This window comes from Flavobacterium sp. WC2421 (assembly GCF_040822115.1).
GTDB lineage: Bacteria > Bacteroidota > Bacteroidia > Flavobacteriales > Flavobacteriaceae > Flavobacterium.
The window spans coordinates 800,525-826,395 of sequence record NZ_CP162004.1; the positions used below are offsets into that span (position 1 = coordinate 800,525).

Genomic DNA, 25,871 nt, shown 5'->3' on the forward strand with positions numbered 1-25,871 from the left:
TTTTAATGGTTACTCAAACTTACCGCTAAAATTATTCCTGACAAGGAGCAAGTCCATACCTTTGTATTAAATTAACACTTTTTGAGATGAAAAATATTATCCTTTTTAGCCTATTACTTTTTTCTATGGCACGTTGTTCTAAGGAGCTAGTTTTTGAAGATCAATCATTCTTAAAAAAAACGAGTTTACCCTGCAAAGAGAATTGTCCTCAAATTAGTATAAAAATTCCAATTGCAAAAGACGTCCCCGATGTAGCTGACAACATCAATAAAAAAGTCTTTTCAGTTTTAAAAGAGATTGTATACTTTGGCGAAAAGCCATACGCAGCAAACAATTATAATGATCTCTCTAGGTCCTTTATTGATTCCTATGAAAAACTACAAAAAGAATTCCCAAAAGACAGTTTTGGTTGGGAAGCAAAAATCGAGGGATCCGTAAAATACGTCTCAGATAGTATTTTAAATATTGAAATCAAGCACTATACTTATACTGGTGGAGCTCATGGATACCAAGGCTTACGTTCACTACTTTTTGATCCTGCAACAGGGAAAACAATTTCGAACAGTCAATTGTTTAAAGACCAAAATGGATTTAAAGCGTTTGCAGAGAATAAATTCAGAATTAAATATAAAATCCCTAACGACAAAAATATCAATTCAACTGGCTACTTATTTGAAAATAATGTATTCCACTTGCCGCTCAATATATTTTATACTGACCGTGGATTGTTATTGTATTATAACTCATACGAAGCGGCATCCTTTGCAGATGGACCAAAAGAGTTGCTCATATCCTATAAAGAAGCAAATCCTTATTTGGTATTAAAATAAAATTAAATGAATTTTCTAATACCTAGAATAGCGCCAATATGAATCCCCTCATGAAAACTATTAAAAAACATAGCGTCTTTAGTATTTTTCAAAACAAAACCTGTTGAAGTGGGGTATTCTTGGTAGCTAACAAAACTATTATTATTCATATCAATCTCCGTTTGATCGATGGTATCCATCAGTAAATTATAAATTTCATCTACTTCAGCTTGCGTTGCATCTTGTTCTGGCTTTGTCCCTTTTTTATATTTTTCGACCAACGAATCTGAAATATTCATTGGAAGACCCGATAATTTATAAACTAGCATTTGTTGCACCACTACGATGTGGGCAATATTCCAAATTAAATTATTATTATGTCCCTCAGGAATGGTGTTCAATTGTGCTAATGTATATCCTTTTAAAATTTGAGATAACATTTTTCTACTGGTTCTGGTAACGTCTAATGATGTGTTCATTTCTAATTTTTTGATAAAAATAATCATTTTCAGTTTCAAATGATTTTTCTTTGCACAAAGAAATTGAAATTATTATGAACAAAATCTATTACATCGCTTCTTGTGATACTTGTCGAAAAATTATTAAAACCTTACCTAAAGGCAATAATCTTGTTTTTAGAGACATCAAGCAAAATCCTTTAACTACTGAAGAATTGGATGAAATGTATCAATTATCAGGCAGTTACGAGGCATTGTTTAGTAAAAAAGCACAATTGTATAAATCTATGAATTTGAAGGATCAAACCTTGACTGAAGATGATTATAAAAAATACATTTTAGAACACTATACGTTTTTAAGTCGTCCCGTTTTTGTTATTAACGGTAATGTTTTTGTTGGCGGAACGCAGCAAAACATGCTTCAAGTGATGAAAGCATTAAATAATGTCTAAAAGAAATATTGCTCTTTTTGGTGCAACTATTGTTTCCATAATATACGGCGTTACATTTACCATTGCCAAAGATGTCATGCCTACCTATATTGATGCTTATGGCTTCATTTTATTGCGTGTAAGTGGTGCTATGCTTTTATTCTGGTTCTGCTGGTTGTTTATGCCTAAAGAAAAAATAGCAACTAATGATTTTCCCCGAATTATTGTTGCTGCTTTTTTTGGCGTGGCCTTCAATATGCTAACTTTTTTTAAAGGACTTAGCCTTACTTCACCCATCTCGGCATCCGTAATTATGGTTACCACGCCTATGATTGTTTTAGTCCTTTCGGCAATTATTATGAAAGAACGAATGAAGAAACGCATGGTTGCTGGGATTTCTCTGGGTTTAATAGGAACTGGTTTTTTAATTCTTTATGGCAAATCAATTGGTACCGCCACAAATGCCACTTTAGGAAATATTCTCGTTTTTTTAAATGCCGTTTCTTATGGTTTTTATTTAATCATTGTCAAAAAATTGATGGAGAAATACAATGCTTTTACTTTTGTAAAATGGATTTATCTATTTGGTTTTTTAATGGTTTTGCCTTTTGGCTGGAGCCAATTTGAAATAGTTAACTGGTCAATAGTCCCTGTAGCTATATATTGGAAAATAGGATTTGTAGTCGTTATTTCGACTTTTGTAACCTATTTATTGAATTTACTTACCATGAAGGAATTAAAACCAACAACAGTGGCTGTATTTATTTATCTACAACCTGTATTCGCAACTGTATTTGCGATTGGCCTTGGGAAAGATGATTTGAGTTTAGTGAAAATTATTTCGGCCATTTTAATCTTTTTAGGGGTGTATATGGTTACCCAAAAACCATCTGAAAGAAAGGAATAAACCTTAAAAAACAGGCTCTTTGTGGGTTAATTCGCTTTTCATTATCTTTGACCTCTTTATACAACTATATGATACAATCAATGACAGGTTTTGGTAAAGCTACTTTGCAACTACCAACCAAAAAAATAACAGTAGAAGTAAAATCTTTAAACAGTAAAGGTCTTGACCTTAATGTAAGAATGCCTTCGCTGTACCGCGAAATGGAATTGGGTTTACGAACTCAAATCGCATCAAAATTAGAAAGAGGAAAAGTAGATTTTTCTATTTTTATCGAAAGTACCGCTGAACAAACCACAACTAAAGTTAATGTCCCAATTGTGAAAGCATACATCAGCCAGTTAAGAGAAGTTTATGCCGCTGCTGATGAAACCGAATTGATGAAAATGGCGGTAAGAATGCCCGATGCATTAAAAATTGAGCGCGACGAAATCGACGAAAATGACTGGGTACAGATCCAAACTGTTATTGAAGAAGCGGTCCAAAACATCTTGACTTTTAGAAAAGATGAAGGAATGTCACTTGAAAAAGAATTTCAATTGCGAATAGGTAACATTCGCCAGTACATGACTGATGCATTAGCATTAGACCCTGAACGCGTACAAGCTATAAAAGACCGTTTACAAACTGCCATTGCTGAATTGCAAGTAAACGTTGATGAAAATCGTTTTGAACAAGAATTAATCTATTACCTAGAGAAATTAGACATTACCGAAGAAAAAGTGCGTTTAACTAATCATTTGGATTATTTCTTAGAAACTATAAATGGAACCGAAGCCAACGGTAGAAAATTAGGTTTTATTACTCAGGAAATGGGGCGTGAAATCAATACTATGGGTTCTAAATCCAATCATGCACAAATGCAGAAATTAGTCGTTCAAATGAAAGACGAATTAGAAAAAATTAAAGAACAGGTTTTAAACGTATTGTAGGTTTCGGCATTAAAAAAATACCGAAATAAATTCAGCATAAAATGAAAAAAGGAAAATTAATTGTTTTTTCGGCACCATCGGGATCTGGAAAAACAACCATAGTTAAGCATTTACTAAGCAAACCTGATTTGAATTTAGAATTCTCTATTTCTGCAGCTTCTCGTGATCCTCGAGGGGAAGAAACAAACGGAAAAGACTATTATTTCATTTCAACTGAAGAATTCAAAAAACACATCAAAAACGAAGATTTCCTAGAATGGGAAGAGGTCTATAGAGACAACTTCTATGGAACTTTAAAAAGCGAAATCGAACGCATCTGGGCCAAAGGTAAAAATGTAATTTTTGATATTGATGTTGCTGGTGGTTTACGTATTAAATCTAAATATCCAGAAGAAACTTTAGCCGTATTTGTAAAGCCACCAAGTATTGATGAGTTAAAAATTCGTCTAAAAAAGCGCTCCACCGAAAGTGAAGACAAAATTAATATGCGAATTGCAAAAGCATCAGTTGAACTAGCTACAGCTCCGCAATTTGATGTTGTAATTAAAAATTACGATTTAGATATTGCTTTGGAAGAAGCCTATCAATTGGTGAAGGATTTTGTAAGTAAATAAAAATTAAAAAATTAAAGAATTGAAAGATTTAAAAACCAATGATAATCTTTCAATTCTTGAGTTTTTTAAATCTTTAAATTAAATCGATGAAAATAGGACTCTATTTCGGAACTTTTAATCCCATTCATGTTGGGCATCTTATTATTGCAAACCATATGGCGGAGCACTCTGATTTAGATCAAGTTTGGATGGTAGTTACGCCACATAATCCACACAAAAAGAAAAGTACTTTGCTTGATGATTACCATCGATTACAAATGGTTCATTTAGCAACCGAAGATTTTCCAAAATTGAAACCTTCCGATATAGAATTTAAGTTGTCACAGCCCAATTATACGGTGAACACTTTGGTTCACTTGGAAGAGAAATTTCCAAACTACGAGTTTTCTTTAATTATGGGCGAAGACAACTTAAAGTCGTTGCACAAATGGAAAAACTACGAAGTTATTTTACAAAATCATGATATCTATGTGTATCCTCGCATTTCATCAGAAGCTGACACGAGCCTGAAAGGCGAACTGGCGCAGCAAAATGTAGAACTTAAAAACCATCCTAAAATTCATTTAATTGATGCACCAGTAGTTGAAATTTCCTCTACATTTATTCGCAATAATATTAAAGCAGGAAAAAATATTCAACCACTTTTGCCAACTAAAGTTTGGGAATACATTGATCACAATAATTTTTATAAAAAATAATTATTCAAATATTGTCCTTAGAACTACTTCAATTTCTTGAAAAGCGGTATTAAAATTATCATTTTTTCCTGACAATAAAAAAACTTCCGTACTTGGCATGAGTTTGCTATTCCATAATAATTGAATTCTTTTTTCTTCTATAAAACACTTAGCATTAATATCCCAAACTACTGCTACTCCTGTATTTTTAGCAAGAACTCCAAGCATTTCATATTCTGATGGAATAATATAATTAGAAATCATTGTTGGCCTTTTTTTATTAAAAACATGTAGCCAAAACAATTTGATGTGTGGAATTCCAGCATCATGACTGTACCACTTTTGATTATTTAACCATTGTTCAATTGGTGAAAAAACTTTAGTTTTAATTTTTAATTTCAACTCGGATGCATCAATATTGTTGGAGCCAACTATAATTTGTTTCATTTCTCCTACCTTTTTTTGAATGGTATCGAAGGTGTCAAACCTTTTGGTCACAATAGCAAAATCGAGTTTTTTAGCATCTACTAATTCAAACAGCGTTTGGTTTTCATGAAAACTAAAATCTATATAATCATACTGTGAAATCAATGCACTACCAATACTACTAAATAAATGCTTCGATATACCAACTGTAATTAATCGGTTTGCATTAAAAGCTTTAGCACGAAATCCATTTTCTACATTTTCCAATCGGTCTAGAGCTTCTATAATCAAGTTATTCAGTAACTTAGCATATTCTGTTGGTTCAACACCTTTTGATTTTCGATTAAAAAGCGTGTAGCCTACATGGGCCTCTAGCATTGCTATTTGCTGACTCACTGCAGGTTGACTTATAAACAACTCTTTGGCAGCTAAAGAAAAGTTCCCGTTTTTATACACGGATTTAAAAGTTCTGTACCATTCTAGATTGACCATGATATAAATATATTTATCACAAACATAATTTAAATTATTTTTACTAATAGCATATTCGCCGTAAATTTGTAGTAATAAAATCAGTTATGAAGAAAATAGCATTATTTACAATTATTGCATTAACTGTGGGTTGCATTAAAGCAACCGCACAAAAACAAAATAAAAAAGACATGAAAAAAGTATTATTTGTTCTTACTAGTCACGATAAATTAGGAGACACCGGAGAAAAAACAGGATTTTGGACAGAAGAATTTGCTGCTCCTTATTATGAGTTAGCTGACAAAGGAGTCCTAATTGATATTGCTACTCCGCTTGGTGGTCAACCTCCAATTGATCCAAAAAGTGAAGACCCGTCATCGGCAACTGAAGACACAAAACGATTTGACAAAGACACTGAATTACAAGCTAAATTAAGTAAAACACATAAATTAGCCGATGTAAAAGAGTCTGATTACGATGCTGTTTTTTATCCAGGTGGTCATGGACCATTATGGGATCTAGCTTCAAATAAAAATTCAGATGCATTAATCTCAGCATTTTACACTAATAATAAACCAGTAGCTTTTGTTTGTCATTCACCAGCGGTATTGAAAAATGTAAAAGTAAATGGAGAATTTTTAGTTAAAGGTAAAAACGTAACTGGTTTTTCTAACACTGAAGAAGCTGCAGTAGGATTAACTGATGTGGTTCCTTTTTTATTAGAAGACGCCTTACAAGCTAATGGAGCAACGTATTCTAAAGTTGAAGATTGGCATCCTTATGCAGTAGAAGACGGTTTGTTGATTACTGGGCAAAACCCTGCATCCTCTAAATTAGTTGCTGAAAAATTATTACATCAATTAAACGAAAAAAAATAAGCATGTTAAACTTCGAATTATATAATCCCACGAATCTTGTATTCGGAAAAGGACAAATTGAAAAACTAGGAAGCCTTGTACCCAAAGGAGCTAAAATATTATTGGCTTACGGTGGTGGAAGTATCTTTAAAAACGGAATTCACGAACAAGTACTCCACAATCTTAAAGGGCACGAAATTGTAGAATTTAGCGGAATTGAAGCTAATCCTCATTTTGAAACTTTAATGAAAGCAGTAGCCATTGTTAAAGAACAACATATTGATTTTATTCTTGCCGTTGGTGGTGGATCTGTAATTGATGGTGTGAAATTTATTTCAGCAGCTGTTAATTTTGAAGGAAACCCAATCGATATCTTGCAAAAACGCATTTTAATTAAAGAGAATGCAGTGCCTTTTGGAACTGTATTAACCTTGCCTGCTACAGGAAGCGAAATGAATTCTGGAGCTGTTGTAACTATTGAATCGACCAAAGAGAAATTGGCTTTTGGTGGTTCAGCTATGTTTCCACAATTCTCTATTTGCGATCCAACGGTGATTGAATCTTTGCCAAAAAGACAATTGCAAAACGGTGTTGTCGATGCCTACACGCACGTAATGGAGCAATACTTAACTTATCCACACGAAGGTTATTTACAAGACCGCATTGCCGAAGGAATTTTACAAACCTTAATTGAAGTAGGTCCACAGGTAGTTGAAAATCCTAAAGATTATGCTTTGGCATCTAATTTTATGTGGAGTTGCACCATGGCCTTAAACGGTTTAATCCAAAAAGGAGTTCCTAGTGACTGGGCAACACACATGATAGGTCATGAACTAACTGCGATGTTCGGAATTGACCATGCACGAACTCTTGCTGTTATTGCTCCAAGTTTGTACAAAGTAATGTTTGAGACTAAAAAAGGAAAACTAGCACAATACGGAAAACGCATCTTCAACTTAGAAGGAACGGAAGATGAAATTGCTAACGAAGCTATAAATAAAACGGTTGAATTCTTCCACAAAATGGGAATGGACACGAAGCTATCTGACTATACAAAAGAGTATAATCACACTGCTGATTTCATTGTAAATCGTTTTGATGAACGCGGATGGAAAGGTTTAGGAGAAAGACAAAACATCACTTTAGACAAAGTAAAAGCTATTGTGGAAATGAGTTACTAATTCAGAATACTGGAACTATTACAGTGTAAAATAAAAAGGCGTTTTGAATTTAATTCAAGACGCCTTTTTGATAACACCAAAACAAAACTAACTAACTCAATTTTCATTTATTTATTAAAAACTTAATTTATAATAGGTTACAACGTTAATACGATATAAATATTGTAAGAAATTATAAAAAAAAATATTTTATTTTTATGATTGCTTTTTTCAAGCAATTAAAACTCCAGTTTCTTAAATAATTTTTTTGTTTAATTACTCCATTTTTAAGTACTTTTGGTTAAATTTATTAAAAAATGGCCGGAAATATAAAATTCGCAGTTATAGGTGGTGGTAGTTGGGCAACAGCGATTACAAAAATGTTATGTGTAAACCTTTCGGAGGTTTCATGGTACATGCGCAATGAATCAGCTATTGAGCACATAAAGACTTACAAGCATAACCCTAATTATCTTAGTGCGGTAGAGTTTGACACTAAAAAACTAAAATTAACTAGCGATATTAATGAAGCTGTTGCATATGCAGACTACCTCATTTTTGCAATTCCTTCTGCATTTTTAAATGATGAGTTAGAAAAACTAACTGTTTCATTAAAAGATAAAATAATCTTTTCAGCTATTAAAGGAATTGTTCCTGAAACAAGTTTAATTGTTGGCGAACATTTCCATTTTAAATATGACATCCCGTATTATAATATTGGAGTAATTACAGGACCTTGCCATGCCGAAGAAGTAGCATTAGAGCGTTTATCGTACCTTACTATTGCTTGTGGTGATGCTGATAAAGCAAAATTAGTCGCCAAAAATCTATCAGGAAATTTTATAAAAACTAAAATTACAGATGATATCATTGGGACCGAATACGCAGCTATGTTGAAAAACATTTATGCTATTGCTGCTGGAATTGCTCATGGATTGGGTTATGGTGATAATTTCCAATCCGTTTTAATGAGTAATGGTATCCGAGAGATGAAAAAATTCATCAAGAAAGTCCATAAAATGAAACGAAACATTAATGACTCTGCTTATTTAGGAGATTTATTGGTTACTGGATATTCTGTTTTTTCCAGAAATAGAATGTTTGGTAATATGATTGGCAAAGGCTATACTGTAAAGAGTGCAATGATGGAAATGAGCATGGTTTCTGAGGGCTATTATGCAACAAAAAGCGCTTATAAGCTCAACCAAGGGTACCAGGCGAAAACTCCAATTATAGACGCTGTTTATGAAATATTGTACGACGGAAAGGATGCAAAAGCAGTCTTTAAAAAACTAACAGACCAACTGGATTAATCTAAAATAATTCGATTTTTAAACACAAAAAAGGCGCTATCTCATAAGATAACGCCTTTTTCATTATGATAAATTATACATTACCTTATAATAACTCCATCAACAAATAAGATAGGAACTTCTTCCACATCAGTTTCATTAATGGTATTGGCTTTAAAAATAAATTTCTTATCATATAATTTATCATCTATGAAAAAAGTAACCATAAACTCATTGTTAAGTTGTAATACACTTTTTTCAATCATTTCGATTTTCACTACCGAAACGGACGGTACTTCTACAAAAGCATGACGTAAAAGTGATGTTTTTTTCATCTCTCCATCTATAGTCCCAAATGCTTTAGAAACAACCATTACACTTTCTATTAGGTAATCGCTGTCATTTACTAAATAGGCATACCAAACTTTTTCCATAAAGTCGTCACTCCATTCTTGGACTGCGGCTATGAAAACGTTCTCTACTTCGGGGATAATTATGTCTTTTTTCATTGTGATATAACTCTGAAAGCTACTTTTATAACTATTAAGAAATTAAGGTTGTTACGTTTAATCCTTATTTGATCAATATTGACTATTCAACTAAAATACTAGCCCAGATAGAAGTGAAAATCCTTTTCTTGTTTTTCTTTAAAACAAGAAAAGATTGTAACGAATAGCTGGAAATAGCTCCTAATTCAATTATTAAATACTAGCTTTAAATTGTTCTAAGAAACGAACATCGTTTTCGTAAAACATACGAATATCGCCTATTTGATAGTTCAACATGGCGATTCTTTCAATCCCCATCCCAAATGCGAAACCAGTATATTCTTCTGGATCGATCCCGCAATTTTTAAGTACATTAGGATCTACCATTCCACAACCACCAATTTCTAACCAACCAGTTCCTTTGGTAATTCGATAATCAGTTTCGGTTTTTAAACCCCAGTAAATATCAATTTCGGCACTTGGCTCCGTGAATGGGAAATAAGACGGGCGCAAACGTATTTTTGATTTTCCAAACATCTCTTTGGTAAAATGCAACAAGGTTTGTTTCAAGTCTGCAAAAGAAACATCTTTGTCGATATAAAGACCTTCTACTTGGTGAAAAATACAGTGAGAACGGGACGAAACAGCTTCGTTACGGAACACTCTTCCTGGAGAAATAGTACGAATAGGCGGTTTATTGTTCTCCATATAACGCACCTGAACCGATGATGTATGCGTACGCAACAAAATATCAGGATTGGTTTGTATGAAAAAAGTATCTTGCATATCACGAGCCGGATGGTATTCTGGCAGATTTAATGCGGTAAAATTATGCCAGTCATCTTCTATTTCTGGACCTTCGGACACGTTGAAACCAATGTTTGAAAAGATATCTATAATTTGGTTTTTTACTAATGATATTGGGTGACGAGAACCTATTTTTATTGGTTCAGAAGAACGTGTTAAATCACCAAACAACCCTTTACTTTCTTCTTTATTCTCTAAAGATTCTTGTATTGATTTTACCTTTTCTTCGGCAGATGATTTAAGCAAGTTGATTACTTGACCAAATTCCTTTTTTTCTTCATTAGGAACATTTTTAAATTCGGCAAAAAACTCTTTTAAAACCCCTTTACTTCCAAGAAATTTAATTCGGAAAGCTTCTAATTCTGCTGGACTTTGGGTCGAGAAGGCTTGTGCTTCACCGATATATTCTTTTATCTTATCTATCATTTTCATTCAATAATTGCGTGTGCAAATTTACAAAATTTGTTTCAGGTTTAAAGTTTAAAGTTTAAAGTTTCCCTGATAAATTGTGAGATTACCATTTAAGTACTACTATAAGGTTAAATAATATAAAAACTGATAACTGAACACTACTTTATTACTTCTCTTTCAAGAAAATAATTAACAATTGCTTCTTTCATCAATACGGATTGTTCTCCCGCTTTAAGTGGTGGCAACTCTTCTTTTACTGTATAATGAGGCCAGCCTTCTTCGTCAAAAAAATCGAATTCATAAAATCCGTATGGTTCTAATAATCGACAAATAGCAATATGCATTAAGTTGAGTTTTTCGTCTTTTTTATATTCACGGTGTACTTTTCCTAATTCTTGTACCCCAATTAAATAAATGATAGCGTCTAGATCTAAATCTTCACCTTGTGAAAATTGATCTGATAATATAGTTACAAGCTGTTCCCAGCGTTCTTTAAGTTGTGTGTCTCTTGACATTGTGATTGTTGATTGTAGATTAACGATTTTTGACCCGAGCGATAGCGAAAAGGCAAAGCATTTCAGATTTTCAAAAAAAGCATCCAATTATTATGGCAAAGATAACAACTAGAAAATTGACAATGGATGTTTGATAATTCTTTTATATTTGTTCCTTTATCATTACTAAACTAATTTTATGGGAATTTTAGATATTGTCCTGGGTGCATTACTGATATACGCTTTATTTAAAGGTATGAAAAATGGGCTTTTTGTAGAACTTGCTTCCTTAATTTCGCTAATCTTAGGGATTTATATTGCCATAAAATTCTCCTATGTTGTTCGTGAAGTCGTATCAAGTCATGTTTCATGGTCTCCAAAATACGTAGAAATAATCGCTTTTGGGCTCACTTTTATAGCCGTAGTCTTAGTAGTGCATTTATTAGCCAAGGTGCTTACAGGGATTATGGACTTCGCTTTTTTGGGTTGGATTAACAAGTTAGCTGGAGGTTTTTTTAGTGTTATAAAAACCATATTGCTCTTGAGCATTGTATTGAATCTTTTTCAAAAAATCAACATCAACAATATGCTTACCAAGCAAGAGACGCTAGATAAGTCCATGTTTTACAACCCTATTCAAGAAACGTCAAAGTTTATTTATCCAAGATTACAAACCTGGTACGATGATTTTAAAAGCAAAAACGAAGATAAATCACTTACTAATAAGCAAGAATAAAGAGAGAATTACTTTACTTCTTTGATAGCATTATTTTCAATCCAGCCCTCTGTTCCATCTGTTAGCTGCACTTTTTTCCAACCTTCCACAATTTCTTCTACAAAGACTTTTGTACCTTCATGTAACACCACAATGGTAGAAGCTAATTTTTGGGGCTCACTTTTTACATCCGCCATTTCGGCAAAAACGATTGCTGGCTTTTCGTTTTCAAAATGGCTTTTTTCAAAAATGGCTGCAGCGACAGTTATCATAAGCAAGAAAACAACCACAAACATGGAGAAGAAAAATATTCTTTTAACCACAGTCATTTGAGAAAAATAATATCCTATAAAACACAATAGAAACAATACTGAAAATCCTATAGAAATCCATCCCCAAGTATTGTAATGATAAATTGCCGTGAAATCACGAAGCAATTTACCAAAACCTACTTTTGGAATTACTTTTATTTCGTCAATAGTTCTTTTTTGTGCAAATCTTAAATTGTTTTGAACGTCCTTATCATTTGGTTTTAAAACCAAAGCCTTTTCATAATTATAGATAGCAGGAGCTACTTTGTTTAATTTATAATAAGAGTTCCCTAAATTATAATACAATTCAGCCGACTGCTTATGGCTATTTACCACACTTTCGTATGCATGAACGGCTTCCTGATATTTCCCTTTTTGGTATAAATCATTCCCAGTTTCAAAGCCACTTTGAGCAAAGAAAATTTGAGAAGTAAATAATAATACTATATAAAAAATGTTTTTCATCTTAATCATCAATTGTTAGATCTGCTTTTCTAATTCAGAGATTATTGAAACAGCCTTGTCATAATCATTTTGAATAGTTGCGCTTGAAGCTGGTGCATATCGAGCTACTTCACAGTTTTCAGTTAGAGAAATAAAATCATTTACTACCTCTGGATTTGCATTTCTAGTCAATAATAAGTCCTTGATATTGTCCTTACTCATTTCCGAAGTTTCAATATGAAGTTTTGCCTTCAAGAAATTATGCATCGCTTTTTCAAGAGCCACGTAAAACGGTTCTTTATTATTGATTTGTTTCTTGGCTTCAGATAAATATTTCTTAGCCAATTTATTATTTCTTCTAATTCTATTACCAACAACGTCTCCGTCAATAGCTTCTTTTTTCTTTCGAAGTAAAACTATAATTGGAACAATTAAGAACGGTAAAAACAATAACCCCAAGAACAAATTGGAACCAAAGAAGTCGTCTTTTTTTGTTGACTCTAATTTTGTTTTCAGTTTAATATATTTGAATTGTTCTTGAATTGAAACCGTATTCTTCTTAGAGTTTAGATTGTCTGCTGTTCTAGTATCAGTAGGGCCATCCAGAACGTTAATCATTATTTCAGGAGAACTAATCGTTTTATATGTTCCTGATCCTAAATCAAAATAAGAAAAGCGAAGTGGTTTTACTGGGTAATTCCCTTTATATTGTGGCACAATTGTATAACTGTCAGCCACTTTTCCTGACATCCCCGCTAAAGAGGTATTCACTTGATCTGTATGAACCGCGTCATACATTTCCAAGGCATTAGGTACTACTGGTTTTGGTAAGTTGAATAATTTCATATTCCCTTTACCTGTCACGCTTACATTTAAATCAAGGCTTTCTCCATTTTTAAGATTTGTTTTGGATGGAATCACTTTAAAATCAAAACTACCTACTGCTCCAGAAAAATCTTCTGGCTTACCAGCTTCAGGAAGTGCTCTTACCGTTATTGCTTTGGCTCCAGCCGAAACTCTTTTATTTCCTTCGGTCAAAATTACTTGACCAAACATGTTTCTACGATTAGTAGGCAATTGCACATCGATATCTAATGACAATGGCTCTATAGTCAATTTTCCCGATTTTTGAGGGTATAGAACTGTTTTTCTTAATATTACATAACGGTATTTTTCCCCTTTAAACATGCCTTCTTCGGCAACTAATTGCTTGATGTCAATGTTTTGACTCCAGAAATCATTGTACTTGGGTTTATTCAATTCTCTCCAATTCGTAATTCCAATGTTATAGCTAAAATACAGTTTATACACTACTGTAATAGGTTCATTGATATACGGACTTGTTTTCGAAATATCAGCCACAAGATAAATATTATCTGCTGCAGAGACACTAGTGTCGTTTGGATCTTTTGGCTGTTCGATTGCCGATGTAACATTAATTTTTATTGGAGAAGTTTTATACACCTGCCCGTTGTATTCTATGGATGCTTGCTTAATAACTAAAGTCCCTTTTTGATTTGGCAATAGGTAATAGGAATATATTTTTTCAAAAGAACTGCGGCCATTCACCCAAGATTGACTTACTTGTTGGCTTGGACCAGCAATTACTCTAAATCCTTCAAAAGAAGGTTCACTAAAATTATCACCATCGATATTCATAGCAAAATCTACACGGAGTCTTTCATTAAGACCAAGTGTCGTTTTACTTACTTTAGCCTCAAATTGCACTTGAGCCATAAGTCCTTGAAAACTTAATAGTATTAAAATTAAAAAATTCTTCATTATTACTGTTTGTTCGTTGATTCCTTGATTTACTACTTAATGAATTTGTTATTAAAACAAATCACGAATAGGTTATAAACCAAATCTTACCAATCTTTTTCTGTTTTTGTTGGTTTTCCTTTTACTTTTTGTGCGTTTACTTTGTCTTGGATTTTCTTTTCCTCATTATTGACCGCATCTAAAAGACTTTGTAAACGTTGTGGTGAAATACCGCCAGGAGTTGGTTTTGGCTTTCCGTTATCCTCAGGCTTTTCATTGTTCTTTTTATCCTTATCTCCCTTATCGTCTTTTTTGTCCTTGTCTTTGTCACCGTCTTTTTTATCCTTATCCTTGTCTTTCTTGTCTTTGTCTTTATCCTTGTCTTTTTTATCTTTGTCTTTGTCTTTTTTATCCTTATCCTTTTTATTGTCTTTAGGCGGATTTTCTTTTAGCATTTTTTTTGCTAATGCATAATTATATCTTGTTTCCTCATCTGTAGGGTCATTTCGAAGTGCGTTTTTGTATGCTTCTACCGCTTCAGTATAATTTTTTTCTTTCATGAATACATTACCTAGGTTGTGAAAGGCTTTGTGTTTTTGAGGTCTCGTTTTAGCACTTTTTAAAGCTTTGGCATAGGCATATTTAGCTTCAGCAGGTTGGTTTTGTTTGTATATTGCATTACCTAAATTATATGGAGAAACAGTTCTGTTTGGAAATTTAGAACCCGAAATTCTATAATTAGCCTCTGCATCAACAAATTTATTTTGAGCATATTCCTCATTTGCTTTAGGCAGATTTTTATCTTTCTCCTGAGCAAACACTCCTCCAAATCCCAAACTAAGGAATACAGAAAAGGAAAATATGTATTTTTTAAAATTTTTCATTTTTCAATTATTATGTTCATCCTCGAATGTAAAAACAGTAAAGGAATTGACATTTATTTTTTATTCGTTAAACAAATTCAGCTTCTTCACCCAACTTGTTTTTCTTTCTAATAAGAAAAGATCTAGGAACAATAAGATAAAAGCAAATCCTAGAAACCATTGAAATTGCGATTGAAAATCGGCCATTTGCGTGGCTTCAAACTCCGTTTTTTGAATCGTGTTTAACGTGTTTTTTATGTATTCCAAAACCTCTTTGGTATTGCTTCCATCCACATAACCGCCTTTAGTAGCTTTAGCTATGGTCTCTAAACCAGCACGGTTTAATTTTGTAACTACCACTTGGTCATTATTATCACGAACATAACTTTCTACAATTCCATTTCTTTTCAATGGAATAGTCCCTCCTTTTTCGGTTCCAACTCCTATTGTGATAATGCGCATTCCTTGCTTATTGGCTTCTTCGGCTGCTGCCTGTGCCCCTTCAGAATGGTCTTCCCCATCTGAAATAAGAATTAGTAATTTGCTTGTTTTGCTTTTATCATCAAAATAAGTTCCTGATAACTTTATGGCCTCATCCAGCGATGTTCCTTGTGAGGAAACCATCTCCGTGTTCATACTTTGCAAAAACATTTTGGCCACACTGTAATCAGAAGTAATCGGCAATACAGGAAAAGCACTTCCCGCATACGCCACAATACCAATGCGGTCATTCCCTAACTGATTGATAATTTGAGAAACCAGTTGTTTACTTTTTTCCAATCGGCTGGGAGCGATATCTTCGGCAAGCATACTTTTGGATACATCCATCGCAAAAACGATATCAATACCTTCTCGTTTTACCGTTTCCATTTTGGTTCCTATTTTTGGATTTACCAATCCTAAAATTAATCCCACTAATGCTAATAGAATAACTGCTAGTTTAAAAACAGGTTTAAAAACAGAAGTCTCAGGACTCAATTTTTTAATTAAATCCAGATCTCCAAATTCACGTTGTTTTTTTCTTTTCCAATAGAAATTCAAAAGATACAACACCACCACAATTGGTAGTACGAATAAGAGGTATAAATATTTTGATTCGTCTAATTCCATATTTTTTTTTAAATATCAGTCTCGAAATATCAAGACAAATTTTAGATTCCAATTTTCACGTCCAATCTCCCTTCCCTTTGGGGAGGACTGGGGTGGGGATACTAAATAAAACTTCTATACACTGTGTTTCTTAAACCAATTTCGGCCAATAATAAAAATCCTGCTATCCAAACAAAAGCTCTATATTTTTCATCGTAATCATAAAACTTAAGCTCTTCAATTTCGGTGGTTTCTAACTTATTGATTTCACCATAAATTTCTGCCAATTTACTGTTGCTCGTTGCTCTAAAATATCTTCCATCCGTTTTTTTAGCGATGCTTTGCATTAATTTTTCATCGATTTCCACTTTCATCATTTGAAATAAAAACTGTCCGTTTGGCCCTACGGCATAAGGAAATTCAGCCATTCCATTAGTACCAATTCCAATAGTATATACTTTAATTCCATATTGTTTGGCAATATCCGCTGCGGTTTCTGGTTCTATAAAACCAGCGTTATTCACCCCATCAGTCAATAAAATAATCACTTTGCTTTTGGCCTTACTGTCTTTCAATCTGTTTACAGCTGTTGCCAAACCCATTCCTATTCCCGTTCCATCTTGTAAAACATTATCGTATTTGATGCTTTTTATTGCTTCAAGAACAACTGCTTTATCACTAGTAACTGGAGTTTTTGTATACGCCTCCGAAGCATAAACTACTAGCCCTATTCGGTCATTGGGTCTTTCCTCTGCAAAATCAGCTGCCACTCTTTTTAAGGCTTCCATTCGGTTTGGCTTTAAATCTTTGGCCAACATACTTCCTGAAACATCGACAGCCATTACAATGTCAATCCCTTTTGTTGTTTTTGTTTTATTACTAATATCTACCGTTCTTGGTCTCGCCATTGCCACAATTAAGGAGCTCAACGCTAATAAACGAAAAACACTTAAAAAAGGTTTTAGTTTAGCTAGTAAAGAAGGCGTTGTCTTGAACCCTTGAATCGAGCTAATTTTTAAGGTTGCTGATTGTTTATTTCTTTTATAAACTAACCAAATAACAGCTAGTGGTATTAAAAGAAACAACCAGAAAAACTCAGGATTTAAAAAAGATATTTTCCCCATTACTTACTTACTTGTTTTAATTCGACAGAACTCAACACTCTATCCGATATTTGATTTGCATATGAATCCCCTTCTTCATGGAAAATCATAATTTGTTGTAATCCTCCATCTTGACCAAACAACAACAATTCATAATATAATTTTTCACTGCTCTTAGTCGCCTCATTTATTCTAGTGAACGTTCCGTATCCTTTTAGACCACTTATACCTTCAGGTGTTTGAAAATCTTCTTGTTTCACAATCATGTTTTGAGCTCCTTGTGATTCTAATGCTTGAATCGTTCCTTCCATTGATTTTTTTAAATCAACTGAAGTCGAGTCTTGTTTGTACTTATAAGTAGAAACCATTAAATAGAAATTATCTAAAAGGCTACCATAAGCAAACGAATTCATTTCTTTAATCAATGCCATTCCATTCTTAGGTAATGATTTTGTTAAATCTATTCTTTTAAGTACTTTTGGCGTTTCCATTATAATTCCTGGATTTCCATATTCACTTTTCACCCATTCGCCTTCTAATAACTCTTTGGTTGGATGTCCTATAATATTGTCTTTTACATAGTCAAACCCTTTAGTAACGATTAAAAAAGTAGTAGTTGCAAACAATAAGAAAAGAACAGACGCTATAGTTATTGCTATGCGTTTATTTCTTTTTTTCTTTAACTGAATTTGAATTTGCTTTTGTCTTTGCACCTCATTCAACAAAGTATCCTCTTCCATTTCAACTACAACAGGAATAGCGCTGTCTAGTGTTAAAATTGCTTTTTGAATTTTATTTCGATCTTCTGCAATTTCATATTCTACTGGTTTTGATTTTGCAAACTTTACTAAATCGGCTTGTTTCAATACCCGTTCTAAATTTTCAATTGTTTCTTGAGAAACCGTCATTTTCTTTTTGACAGATGCTGCTCTAAGCCCCAAAATCAATTCGGAAGTAGTACTTTCCATAGCTGGAATTTCAATTGCTTCTTCGATATAATTTCTGGCAATATCAGTCAACTCACTATAATACTCTTTAACTTCTCCTTTTTGCCAAAGTTCTTTTTTCTCTAAATCATTGAGTAGGTTGGTCGCTCTTTCAATTGGCGTTTTATACACATCCTCTTCAATTTTTTTCTTTTGTTGCTTTTTAATGTACCAATAAATCAAAGCGCCAATTCCACCAAGTATCGCAAGCGCCAAAAGATATTTCCACCAGTCTCCCAATGTGTTTTCTACAGGAATAATATCCTTAATATCATACATTTTTTGTTTTAAAGTATCTACTACTACATTAGCTACTTCTACCTTAAGTGAATCCGTATAATAGGGTTTATTATTAATTAAGATTTTTATACTAGGAACTGAATATTTTCCAGAATCAAACTGAGTTAATCCGTATTTCTTGATTAATTCATAGCGGTCATTATTTTTAACCGTATCGATTGGGTAGGATTGAATTACTTCAAGCGCTCCTATATTTTTCAACTTAGGAAAAACAACTTTAGACAAAGTATCCACATCTGTTTTTATGGTCAGTTTAAACTCTGCTCCAATTTTATTTTTTGTGGTATCTATACTTGTAACTACTCTTTTTTGTTGGGCAAAAATGGTAGTACAAAGAAGTAGTATTAGTAGGCTTATATATTTTTTCATTAGTAATTTTTGAAACATTTGTTTTCCAACTCCCCGCACTTCATGGAGATTGAAGCAGAGTTTTACCTCGATTTGAAATAGCTCAATAATTTAGTTACATAACTTTCGTCAACTCTAGTATTTACAACTCCTGAACCTGATTTACTAAAGGTTTCTTTAAAATACATTAATTTATCATTATAGTATTTCTCATAATTAAATCGGACGGTTTTTGAACTGGTATCGATTAATTGTATTTCTCCAGTTTCAGCATCCTGCATTGGAACCATTCCTATATTAGGCATTTTTTGTTCCCTAATATCATAGACACGGATTCCAGTAATATCATGCTTTTTTGAAGCTATCTTTAATGTTTGCTCATAATCTTCACACATAAAATCAGAAATCATAAATACAATAGCTTTCTTTTTCTGAGTACTCGATAAAAACTTTAAGGCTTGAGCAATATTTGTTTTATGACTTTTCGGTTGAAATTCTATTAATTCTCTTATGATACGTAATACGTGAGAACGTCCTTTTTTTGGCGGAATGTACAATTCGATTTGATCAGAAAAAAGAATCAATCCAATTTTATCATTATTCTGAGTTGCCGAAAAAGCCATTGTTGCGGCAATCTCGGTTACGATATCTTTCTTGAATTGATTTTTTGAACCAAAACTTTCTGAACCTGAAATATCCACCATTAACATCATGGTCAATTCACGCTCCTCTTCAAAAACCTTAACATGAGCCTCATTGTATCGGGCCGTCACATTCCAGTCAATGGCACGAATATCATCCCCGTATTGGTATTGACGTACTTCACTAAAAGTCATTCCACGTCCTTTGAAAGAAGTGTGGTATTCCCCCGAGAAGATATGATCACTCAACCTTCTGGTTTTGATTTCTATTTTTCGTACTTTTTTTAAAAGGTCTTTTGTATCCATTTATTTAATTTGTTTAAAGTTTAAAAAAGTTTAAGGTTTTCACGTTTGCTACAGCAACTTGAAACCTTAAACCTTAAACAAATTTTAAGGTACTTCTACTTCGTTTATAATTTTATTGATGATGTCTACTGAAGTAATATTTTCCGCTTCGGCTTCGTAAGTCACTCCGATTCTGTGACGCAATACATCATGTACTACCGCACGAACATCTTCAGGAATTACATATCCACGACGTTTGATAAAAGCGTAACATTTAGCCGCATTAGCTAAATTGATACTTCCACGTGGTGAAGATCCAAAACTGATTAAAGGTTTCAAGTCGGCTAATTTGTATTTCTCTGGGTAACGAGTAGCAAAAATAATATCAAGTATGTATTTCTCGATTTTCTCATCCATATACACTTCGCGTACGGCTTCCTGTGCACGTAAAATTTGTTCTACCGAAACCACTTGATTTACTTTCTCATAACTTCCTTTTAAGTTTTGACGAATTACCAATCGTTCTTCATCCATTTTTGGATAGTCGATAACTGTTTTCAACATAAAGCGGTCTACCTGCGCTTCTGGTAGTTGGTATGTTCCTTCCTGTTCAATAGGGTTTTGGGTTGCCAAAACCAAGAAAGGTCTTTCTAACTTGAAAGTCGTATCACCAATAGTTACTTGTTTTTCCTGCATCGCCTCAAGCAACGCTGATTGCACTTTGGCTGGTGCACGGTTAATCTCATCGGCTAGGACGAAATTAGCAAAAATAGGTCCTTTTTTAATCGAAAATTCGTTCGCTTTAATGTTGTAAATCATAGTTCCCACAACATCCGCAGGTAATAAATCAGGGGTAAACTGGATTCTACTAAACGAACCATGAATTGCTTGAGAAAGCGTGTTGATGGCTAATGTTTTTGCTAATCCCGGAACACCTTCTAATAAAATATGTCCTTGACCTAAAAGTCCAATTAACAAACGCTCCACCATGTGCTTTTGACCCACAATCACTTTATTCATTTCCATAGATAAAAGATCGATAAACGCACTCTCTCTTTCTATTTTTTCATTGATTGCTCTAATGTCTAAAGTCGATGTATTCTCTTCCATATTATTATTTTTAAAACCTTGAATTTAATGCCTTACTTTTGGTAGTGCAAATTGAATTTTTTTTTAGAGGAAAGATGTTAAAGAATGGTTAAAACTTCTACCAAACACTTAATTTTAAGGACGAATTATGATACAATTTTCATATTTTTAAGAACTTTGAAAAATATACTTTGAAATCAGAGAATACTGAGTTTCAATAAAAAATTAAACCTATGAGCAAAACAACATTATCACCAATAATTGCTGGCACAATGAATTGGGGAGTTTGGGATAAAAACCTAACCCCAAAGGAAATGGAAAACATGATCCATGTATGTCTCGAAAACAAAATAACCACCTTCGATCATGCCGATATTTATGGCTCCTATACTACCGAAGCTGATTTTGGAAAAGCATTTGCTTCAAGCAAAATAGCCAGAGAAAAATTACAGTTAATTTCCAAGTGTGGCATCCAAATGTTAGCCGAAAATAAGAGCACCACTATCAAGCATTATGATTATTCTAAAGCACACATAATCAAGTCAGCAGAACAATCGTTGAAGAATTTACAGACTGATTATTTAGATGTGTTTTTATTGCATAGACCAAGCCCTTTAATTGAAGTGGATGAAATTGCTGAGGCGATTGAAAAATTGACAGCTGAAGGTAAAATCATTGATTTTGGACTGTCTAATTTCACGACTTCACAAACTGAATTACTTAGCCAAAAAACAGAAATTAGTTACAATCAAGTTCAGTTTTCAGCAACCAATTTTGAACCTATGCTCGATGGAAGTTTTGATTATATGCAAATGAATAACATTCGTCCGATGTCTTGGAATCCGTTGGGATGTGTTTTTAGAAAAGACATTCCACAAACGCATCGCTTGAAAAAATTATTGGCAACATTAGTTTCAAAATACCATTTGGGTTCTGATACACTATTACTTTCTTGGGTTTTAAGACATCCAGCCAAAGTAATCCCAATTGCAGGAACTGTAAATGTAGCTAGAATTCAATCGTTAATGAAAGCTGTTGATTTAGAGCTAGAAAAAGAAGATTGGTTTGCTATATGGTCTGAAAGTATGGGACAAGACGTTCCCTAAAAATTTAAGATTTGCATTTATTTTTCAAATGCAACTTTAACAACAATTACAAATTGAATTACCACAAAAACATGAATAAAACTGCCTTTATTACTGGTGCTACCAGCGGAATTGGAAAAGCAACTGCCGAAATATTAGCTAAAAACAACTATAAAATCATTCTTTGCGGAAGACGGGAAGACCGATTGACTGAACTAGCAACTTCGCTTGCTAAACTGACAGAAGTACACACGTTACAATTTGATGTTCGAGATAAAAAAGCCGTTTTTGAATCGATAAATTCTTTGCCAGAAGCTTTTTCTACTATCGACATTTTAATTAACAATGCCGGGAATGCGCATGGTTTAGATCCTATTCAAACAGGTGATATTGACGATTGGGATGCTATGATTGACATCAATGTAAAAGGATTGCTGTATGTTTCTAAAGCGATTATTCCACAAATGATAGAAAGAAAATCAGGACATATCATTAACATTGGTTCTACTGCAGCCAAAGAAGTGTATCCAAACGGAAATGTATATTGTGCTACAAAACATGCAGTAGATGCACTAAGTCAAGGCATGCGTATCGATTTAAATCCATACGGAATTCGTGTAGGTGCCATTCATCCTGGTATGGTGGAAACGGAATTCAGCGAAGTGCGTTTTAAAGGAGATACTACCAAAGCCGAAAATGTTTACAAAGGATTTACGCCATTACAAGCGGAAGACCTTGCCGATATTATTCATTTTGTAGTGTCAAGACCGTATCATGTAAACATCGCCGATTTAGTTGTTATGAGTACGGCGCAAGCGTCTTCAACAATCGTAAATAAATCACTATAATAAATGATCAACAAGCGTCTTTTAATTAAAAACCTACTCGCTCATAACGACGAATCCAGTTTTTATGATAAAAAACGACAATTGAACTTGCATACCAGAGAGGGCAAAGCCAAATTTTTAAAACACATTTGTGCTTTGTCCAATTCTAATCCGGCCAATAATTCGTATATAGTTGTAGGTGTTGAAGATCAAGATAATGAGATTGTAGGTGATGATTTTTTTGACGACAGTCATATTCAGAATTTAGTAAATGCCTATCTTGAGAATCCTCCCAAAATTCAATACGAAAATGTTCCTTTTCCTAATTTGCCCAAAGATAAAGTTGTAGGACTGGTAACGATAAAACCCAAAAACAAACCTTCTTTTTTCAAAAAAGGAATTCATACCATTCCAGCCAAAGCAACATTTATAAGACGGGGTAGCAATACCACACCAACCGAAGATAAAATTGAGAAAAATTATCTCAATACCGAAACTGTAATTGATATTGAAAATAATTCCAGAAACAATATTAAATACACTTTGGACGGCGTATTTGATTTTATCAATTTTCGCCATAAAGACATGGCGCCAAAATACAAAGTATTCAAAGAACTTTTTGTGATTTGTTGGGCTGGAATCCCAAAGAAAGTGCGAGGTAGTACTTATTTATCTCGTGTGGACATCGAACTCATTAATGAACAAATCAAACTCTTCTACTCCGCTCAAGATGTAGTTACTATAACTTTTGATGAAGATACTTTTACTATTATTGAATATGTTCCTTTGGGTTTAAACGATAAAACCAGTTATTATCCATTAGAACAACAAACGATTTATTTTTATGAAAATGGGTATTATAAAATAGAAAGTAAAATGCTGTTTCAGCCCCCAGAATTTAATAGAAAAATGCTTTTTCACATTTATAATTCTAATCTAGCATTGTTGCAAAAACTACGAAAAGGAATTGTATTGTCTGATAGAGAAAATAAAGATTTAGAAAACCTGCCGTCTACCTTCATGATTTGTTATCTCAATGGATTTGAAGATGCCAAAGAAAAATTGATTGATGCTAAACTACTTATAAAACCGTTTCCGCAAATTTATTTGTCTTTCAAGGAAGCCATGCGGATTTTAAGAAAAATGAAATACGATACTAAAAATGAAGATTAAAAAATGATATAATATCATTTAAAAAACTACAAACTGCTTGGATAATCAAAAGTGATAAGGCGATCAGTGCATTCATTTTTTTGAAGTTTTTAATGTTTATGTAAAAATACATAAAAAATTTCATATCAAACAATCACTAAAAGTAGTGATATTTTAGGAAAAACAAAAATAGTACAAATACCGCATGCTGTAAAAAATAAAAAATAAAAAAATCAGCCTGTCCCAACTCTTTTTGCTATTTTTATCAATTAGAAAAACGACACTCTTATCATTTTTCATAATCCCGATTGACCAAACATAAATGAGAACACTAGTTATAGGCGACATACACGGAGGCTTACGCGCTTTACACCAAATTATAGAAAGAGCTAAAGTAACTCCAGAAGATACTTTAATTTTTCTGGGAGATTATGTAGATGGCTGGAGTCAATCTCCACAAGTAATTGATTATTTGATTCATTTAAAAACCACTAATAACTGCATTTTTATTCGTGGTAACCACGATGAATTATTATTGCATTGGTTAAAAGACAGCAAAGACAACCTCATGTGGTACAAACATGGTGGTGAGGCAACCGTCACTGCCTACCAAAATGTTAATGATACTACTAAACAATTACACATTGACTTTTTATTGTCACTGGACGACTATTATTTAGATGAAAAAAATCGGCTTTTTGTTCATGCTGGTTTTACCAATATGAATGGGGTGGAGTATGAATTTTATCCTAAATTATTTTATTGGGATCGAACGCTTTGGGAAACGGCACTAGCATTGGATCGAAGCATCAAACCCAATGACTTATTGTATCCAAAACGCTTGACGCTATATGATGAAGTTTATATTGGCCACACCCCAGTCACCCGAATTGGAAAAACAGAACCTTTGCAAATGGCTTGTATTTGGAACGTAGATACGGGAGCAGCTTTCAAAGGACCTTTAACAATTATGGATGTAGATACAAAGGAATTCTGGCAAAGTGAACCCTTAAACAACCTGTATTTTGATGAAAAAGGTAGAAATTAAGATTTATTAAACTAATTTTGTCTTGGAATTTATAACCTCCACGAATTATGAAAAAAATTATTACATTATCATTACTATTAGCTTTTGGTCTAATTAACGCTCAAGCCTTCAAAGGGAATGGAGATGTTAAAGGGCAAGTAGGATTTAACATTCAAGATGGAGGAACTGGTATTTTCTTATCATCTGATTTTGGAATTGGAGAAAACATGTCATTGGGACTTACTGGTAATTACTTATTGTCAGTAAATAAAGATGCTATGGGAAATCTACCGGAATTTGGAGATAGAATTGACTTAAAAGCACGATTCAACGCTAATTTAGGGAGTGTTTTACAAATGCAACCTAACATGGACATCTACCCAGGATTGGATTTAGGTTTAAGAAATTTTGGTGCTCATTTGGGTTTCCGTTATTTCTTTACGGATGGTTTTGGATTGTTTGGAGAAGCTGGTGTCCCATTGGCTAAATATGACAAAACGATAACTGGTTTTGACCACTTAAACAATCAGTTTACTTTAAACGTTGGTGCTTCTTTTAATTTGTAATACAATTAATTATAAAGAAACTTCTGAAAATTCAGAAATAAAAAAAAG

The 25,871-nt window shown here is 33.3% G+C and carries 28 protein-coding genes; 15 read left to right on the forward strand and 13 right to left on the reverse strand.

Annotated features, from left to right (window positions below; genetic code table 11):
* Window positions 1-86: 86 nt before the first annotated feature.
* A complete protein-coding gene (locus AB3G33_RS03305; RefSeq protein ID WP_367772578.1) occupies window positions 87-830 on the forward strand; it encodes a DUF4163 domain-containing protein in 744 nt (247 codons plus the stop codon).
* Between the two features lie 2 nt (window positions 831-832).
* On the opposite strand, the gene AB3G33_RS03310 is transcribed toward AB3G33_RS03305, so the two are convergent.
* A complete protein-coding gene (locus tag AB3G33_RS03310; protein ID WP_367772580.1) occupies window positions 833-1,288 on the reverse strand; it encodes a DinB family protein in 456 nt (151 codons plus the stop codon).
* A gap of 74 nt (window positions 1,289-1,362) precedes the next feature.
* On the opposite strand from AB3G33_RS03310, the gene AB3G33_RS03315 reads away from it, so the two are divergent.
* The 5 genes from AB3G33_RS03315 (at window position 1,363) to nadD (ending at window position 4,846) form a co-directional block, all read left to right on the forward strand.
* Window positions 1,363-1,719, forward strand: coding sequence for an arsenate reductase family protein (locus AB3G33_RS03315; protein ID WP_367772582.1), 357 nt, complete (start codon window positions 1,363-1,365; stop codon window positions 1,717-1,719).
* On the forward strand, window positions 1,712-2,605 hold the full coding sequence (locus AB3G33_RS03320) for a DMT family transporter (RefSeq protein ID WP_367755964.1): 894 nt from the start codon (window positions 1,712-1,714) through the stop codon (window positions 2,603-2,605). The genes AB3G33_RS03315 and AB3G33_RS03320 overlap by 8 nt, the downstream gene beginning before the upstream one ends.
* Before the next feature lie 68 nt (window positions 2,606-2,673).
* Complete coding sequence (locus AB3G33_RS03325) at window positions 2,674-3,534, forward strand: YicC/YloC family endoribonuclease (protein WP_367755966.1); 861 nt, start codon at window positions 2,674-2,676, stop codon at window positions 3,532-3,534.
* A 41-nt stretch (window positions 3,535-3,575) separates the two neighbouring features.
* Window positions 3,576-4,148, forward strand: coding sequence for a guanylate kinase (gene gmk, locus AB3G33_RS03330; RefSeq protein ID WP_367755968.1), 573 nt, complete (start codon window positions 3,576-3,578; stop codon window positions 4,146-4,148).
* Between the two features lie 86 nt (window positions 4,149-4,234).
* A complete protein-coding gene (gene nadD, locus AB3G33_RS03335) occupies window positions 4,235-4,846 on the forward strand; it encodes a nicotinate (nicotinamide) nucleotide adenylyltransferase (RefSeq protein WP_367755970.1) in 612 nt (203 codons plus the stop codon).
* Here the strand turns inward: nadD and AB3G33_RS03340 are convergent, their stop codons facing one another.
* Complete coding sequence (locus AB3G33_RS03340) at window positions 4,847-5,743, reverse strand: LysR family transcriptional regulator (RefSeq protein ID WP_367755972.1); 897 nt, start codon at window positions 5,741-5,743, stop codon at window positions 4,847-4,849.
* Window positions 5,744-5,829: 86 nt separating this feature from the next.
* Between AB3G33_RS03340 and AB3G33_RS03345 the strand changes: the two genes are divergently transcribed.
* The 3 genes from AB3G33_RS03345 to AB3G33_RS03355 all read left to right on the forward strand — a co-directional run bounded on the left by AB3G33_RS03345 (window position 5,830) and on the right by AB3G33_RS03355 (window position 9,052).
* Window positions 5,830-6,600 carry a type 1 glutamine amidotransferase domain-containing protein gene (locus AB3G33_RS03345; protein WP_367755974.1) on the forward strand — a complete coding sequence of 257 codons (771 nt, stop codon included), beginning with the start codon at window positions 5,830-5,832 and terminating at the stop codon, window positions 6,598-6,600.
* 2 nt (window positions 6,601-6,602) lie between these two features.
* Window positions 6,603-7,760, forward strand: coding sequence for an iron-containing alcohol dehydrogenase (locus AB3G33_RS03350; RefSeq protein WP_367772583.1), 1,158 nt, complete (start codon window positions 6,603-6,605; stop codon window positions 7,758-7,760).
* Window positions 7,761-8,056: 296 nt separating this feature from the next.
* The gene (locus AB3G33_RS03355) at window positions 8,057-9,052 is read left to right on the forward strand and encodes an NAD(P)H-dependent glycerol-3-phosphate dehydrogenase (RefSeq protein ID WP_367755977.1); all 996 of its coding nucleotides are present in this window, start codon (window positions 8,057-8,059) and stop codon (window positions 9,050-9,052) included.
* 80 nt (window positions 9,053-9,132) lie between these two features.
* On the opposite strand, the gene AB3G33_RS03360 is transcribed toward AB3G33_RS03355, so the two are convergent.
* The 3 genes from AB3G33_RS03360 to AB3G33_RS03370 all read right to left on the reverse strand — a co-directional run bounded on the left by AB3G33_RS03360 (window position 9,133) and on the right by AB3G33_RS03370 (window position 11,252).
* The gene (locus tag AB3G33_RS03360; RefSeq protein ID WP_367772585.1) at window positions 9,133-9,540 is read right to left on the reverse strand and encodes a hypothetical protein; all 408 of its coding nucleotides are present in this window, start codon (window positions 9,538-9,540) and stop codon (window positions 9,133-9,135) included.
* 192 nt (window positions 9,541-9,732) lie between these two features.
* Window positions 9,733-10,752, reverse strand: coding sequence for a phenylalanine--tRNA ligase subunit alpha (gene pheS / locus AB3G33_RS03365; protein WP_367755981.1), 1,020 nt, complete (start codon window positions 10,750-10,752; stop codon window positions 9,733-9,735).
* Window positions 10,753-10,895: 143 nt separating this feature from the next.
* A complete protein-coding gene (locus AB3G33_RS03370) occupies window positions 10,896-11,252 on the reverse strand; it encodes a hypothetical protein (RefSeq protein WP_367755983.1) in 357 nt (118 codons plus the stop codon).
* 178 nt (window positions 11,253-11,430) lie between these two features.
* Between AB3G33_RS03370 and AB3G33_RS03375 the strand changes: the two genes are divergently transcribed.
* On the forward strand, window positions 11,431-11,967 hold the full coding sequence (locus tag AB3G33_RS03375) for a CvpA family protein (protein ID WP_367772587.1): 537 nt from the start codon (window positions 11,431-11,433) through the stop codon (window positions 11,965-11,967).
* An 8-nt stretch (window positions 11,968-11,975) separates the two neighbouring features.
* On the opposite strand, the gene AB3G33_RS03380 is transcribed toward AB3G33_RS03375, so the two are convergent.
* From AB3G33_RS03380 to AB3G33_RS03415, 8 genes are all read right to left on the reverse strand, one after another.
* Window positions 11,976-12,722, reverse strand: a complete 747-nt coding sequence (locus tag AB3G33_RS03380) for a tetratricopeptide repeat protein (RefSeq protein WP_367755987.1) — start codon at window positions 12,720-12,722, stop codon at window positions 11,976-11,978.
* A gap of 15 nt (window positions 12,723-12,737) precedes the next feature.
* A complete protein-coding gene (locus AB3G33_RS03385) occupies window positions 12,738-14,483 on the reverse strand; it encodes a BatD family protein (protein WP_367772588.1) in 1,746 nt (581 codons plus the stop codon).
* 86 nt (window positions 14,484-14,569) lie between these two features.
* Window positions 14,570-15,346 carry a tetratricopeptide repeat protein gene (locus AB3G33_RS03390; RefSeq protein WP_367772590.1) on the reverse strand — a complete coding sequence of 259 codons (777 nt, stop codon included), beginning with the start codon at window positions 15,344-15,346 and terminating at the stop codon, window positions 14,570-14,572.
* A 60-nt stretch (window positions 15,347-15,406) separates the two neighbouring features.
* Window positions 15,407-16,435 (reverse strand): VWA domain-containing protein, encoded by a 1,029-nt coding sequence (locus AB3G33_RS03395; protein ID WP_367755993.1) that lies wholly within the window; start codon window positions 16,433-16,435, stop codon window positions 15,407-15,409.
* 101 nt (window positions 16,436-16,536) lie between these two features.
* Window positions 16,537-17,538, reverse strand: coding sequence for a VWA domain-containing protein (locus tag AB3G33_RS03400; protein WP_367772592.1), 1,002 nt, complete (start codon window positions 17,536-17,538; stop codon window positions 16,537-16,539).
* Window positions 17,538-19,172, reverse strand: coding sequence for a hypothetical protein (locus tag AB3G33_RS03405; protein ID WP_367772594.1), 1,635 nt, complete (start codon window positions 19,170-19,172; stop codon window positions 17,538-17,540). The genes AB3G33_RS03400 and AB3G33_RS03405 overlap by 1 nt, the downstream gene beginning before the upstream one ends.
* A gap of 62 nt (window positions 19,173-19,234) precedes the next feature.
* On the reverse strand, window positions 19,235-20,098 hold the full coding sequence (locus AB3G33_RS03410) for a DUF58 domain-containing protein (protein ID WP_367755999.1): 864 nt from the start codon (window positions 20,096-20,098) through the stop codon (window positions 19,235-19,237).
* A gap of 84 nt (window positions 20,099-20,182) precedes the next feature.
* Complete coding sequence (locus tag AB3G33_RS03415) at window positions 20,183-21,187, reverse strand: AAA family ATPase (RefSeq protein ID WP_367756001.1); 1,005 nt, start codon at window positions 21,185-21,187, stop codon at window positions 20,183-20,185.
* A gap of 212 nt (window positions 21,188-21,399) precedes the next feature.
* On the opposite strand from AB3G33_RS03415, the gene AB3G33_RS03420 reads away from it, so the two are divergent.
* The 5 genes from AB3G33_RS03420 to AB3G33_RS03440 all read left to right on the forward strand — a co-directional run bounded on the left by AB3G33_RS03420 (window position 21,400) and on the right by AB3G33_RS03440 (window position 25,823).
* The gene (locus AB3G33_RS03420; protein ID WP_367772596.1) at window positions 21,400-22,272 is read left to right on the forward strand and encodes an aldo/keto reductase family oxidoreductase; all 873 of its coding nucleotides are present in this window, start codon (window positions 21,400-21,402) and stop codon (window positions 22,270-22,272) included.
* 71 nt (window positions 22,273-22,343) lie between these two features.
* A complete protein-coding gene (locus tag AB3G33_RS03425) occupies window positions 22,344-23,099 on the forward strand; it encodes an SDR family NAD(P)-dependent oxidoreductase (RefSeq protein WP_367772598.1) in 756 nt (251 codons plus the stop codon).
* 3 nt (window positions 23,100-23,102) lie between these two features.
* On the forward strand, window positions 23,103-24,251 hold the full coding sequence (locus tag AB3G33_RS03430) for an ATP-binding protein (protein ID WP_367756007.1): 1,149 nt from the start codon (window positions 23,103-23,105) through the stop codon (window positions 24,249-24,251).
* Between the two features lie 301 nt (window positions 24,252-24,552).
* Window positions 24,553-25,278 carry a metallophosphoesterase family protein gene (locus AB3G33_RS03435; protein WP_367772600.1) on the forward strand — a complete coding sequence of 242 codons (726 nt, stop codon included), beginning with the start codon at window positions 24,553-24,555 and terminating at the stop codon, window positions 25,276-25,278.
* Window positions 25,279-25,325: 47 nt separating this feature from the next.
* Window positions 25,326-25,823: a DUF6646 family protein gene (locus tag AB3G33_RS03440; protein WP_367756011.1), complete on the forward strand. Its 498-nt coding sequence runs from the start codon at window positions 25,326-25,328 to the stop codon at window positions 25,821-25,823.
* The last annotated feature ends 48 nt before the right edge of the window (window positions 25,824-25,871 follow it).